Genomic DNA, 2,091 nt, shown 5'->3' on the forward strand with positions numbered 1-2,091 from the left:
CCTTCCTGCGCGCCATTCCCTTCGATGCGCCGCACACCTCCTGCCCGGCCTTCGGTGGTGATACGCTGTACTGCACCACCGCCCTGCAGGGGATGGACACACAGGCCCGCGCTGCCCACCCTCATGCGGGCAAAACCTTCATGGCCACCGGCGTCGCCACCGGCCAATCCGAACATCAGGTCATCCTATGAAACGCACTCTTGGCGTCTGCTACTACCCCGAACACTGGCCTGAGGCGCAATGGGCCGAAGACGCCGCCCGCATGGCAGCACTTGGCCTGACCTGGGTCCGCATCGGCGAATTCGCGTGGAGCCGGATGGAACCCATCCCCGGCACCTATGACTGGGCCTGGCTTGACCGCGCTATCGAAACCCTTGGCGCGCATGGTTTGAAAGTCGTTCTCGGCACCCCCACCGCCACCCCGCCGCGCTGGATGCTGGACCGCCACCCCGACATGCTGGCGCTGGACCGCGATGGCAAACCCCGCGGCTTCGGCTCGCGCCGGCACTACTGTTTCTCGCATCCGGGCTACCGGGCGGACTGCGCGAAAATCGTCTCGGCCATGGGCGAACGCTACGGCCGCAACCCGCATGTCGCCGCCTGGCAGACCGACAATGAATATGCCTGCCACGCCACCACGCTCAGCTATTCCAAGGCCGCGACCGAAGGTTTCCGCAACTGGCTGGCGCAGAAGTACCAATCGCCCGACGCTTTGAACCGCGCCTGGGGCAACGTGTTCTGGTCGATGGAATACACTGATTTCAACGACATCGGCCTGCCGAACCTGACCGTGACCGAACCGAACCCCTCCCATGTGATGGACTTCCGCCGCTTTGCCTCGGACGAGGTGGTCAGTTTCAACCGCCTGCAGACCGACATCCTGCGCCGCCACTCCCCCGCCCCCATCGCCCACAACTACATGGGTGCGGTCACCGAATTCGACCATTTCGCCACCGGCGCCGATCTCGATATCGCAAGCTGGGACAGCTACCCCCTCGGCTTCCTCTCCGACCGCATCCCCGCCGACCCTGACCACAAGCGCCGCTTCGTCCACCAGGGCGACCCCGATTTCCAGGCCTTCCACCATGACCTGTACCGCGCCGTCGGTCGGGGCCGCTGGTGGATCATGGAACAACAGCCCGGCCCGGTGAACTGGGCCCCCTACAACCCCGATCCCCTGCCCGGCATGGCCCGCCTCTGGGCGTGGGAGGCTTTCGCCCACGGTGCCGAAACCGTCTGCTACTTCCGCTGGCGTCAGGCCCCCTTCGCGCAGGAACAGATGCACGCAGGCCTTCTGCGCCCTGACAGCGCCCCCGCCCAGGCCTTCGCCGAGGCCGAGCAGGTTGCCGCCGAACTCCGCACGATGCCCGATGTCGGCACCGCCCGCGCCGATGTGGCGCTGATCTTCGACTACGCCTCCGATTGGGCGTGGGACATCCAGCCGCAGGGCCGTGGCTTCAGCTACCTCTGGCTCACCTTCCACTTCTACAAGGGCCTGCGCCGCCTGGGCCTCAACGTCGATATCCTGCCCCCCGATACCGCTGATCTAAGCGCCTACAAGCTGGTGCTGGCCCCCGGCCTCTTCACCCTCTCCGCCCCCCTCAAGGCCGCCCTCGCCGCCCACAAGGGCACCAGCCTGCTTGGCCCGCGCACCAATTCGAAGACCGAGAATTTCTCGATCCCGGTGCCGCTGCCCCCCAACCTGCCCGGCCTTGATACCCGCATCATCCGCGTCGAAAGCCTGCCGCCGGACGTGCCCGTGCCGCTGGAACAGGGCGGCAACCTATTGCATTGGCGCGAGAAACTGGAAGGCACCGCCACCGTGACCGAGGCCGCGACCGATGGCTGGCCCGCCCTCGTCTCGGCTGGCAAGCTCCACTACCTCGGCGGCTGGCCCGATGACGAGGCGATGACCCGCATCCTGCAAACCGCCTGCGCCGCCGAGGGCATCGAAACCGACCCCCTCCCCGAAGGCCTCCGCCGCCGCGACAGCGCCACCCACCGGTTCCTGTTCAACTACAACCCGGTTCCGGCGGAATGGGCCGGCGTAACCATCGAGCCCGCCGGGGTGCACTGGACGGCGCTGTAGGT

1 protein-coding gene and 1 pseudogene are annotated in these 2,091 nt (G+C 67.0%); both read left to right on the forward strand.

What is annotated here, in order from left to right:
- Positions 1-191 (forward strand): annotated as a pseudogene (locus tag RMO18_RS13350) (SMP-30/gluconolactonase/LRE family protein); the annotation flags it as partial.
- Entirely contained in the window at positions 188-2,089 is a 1,902-nt protein-coding gene (locus RMO18_RS13355; RefSeq protein ID WP_309666521.1) for a beta-galactosidase, read from the forward strand. The pseudogene RMO18_RS13350 and the gene RMO18_RS13355, both read left to right, overlap by 4 nt.
- The last annotated feature ends 2 nt before the right edge of the window (positions 2,090-2,091 follow it).

The sequence above is a fragment of the Tabrizicola sp. genome (genome assembly GCF_031377265.1).
Lineage (GTDB): Bacteria > Pseudomonadota > Alphaproteobacteria > Rhodobacterales > Rhodobacteraceae > JAUYQR01.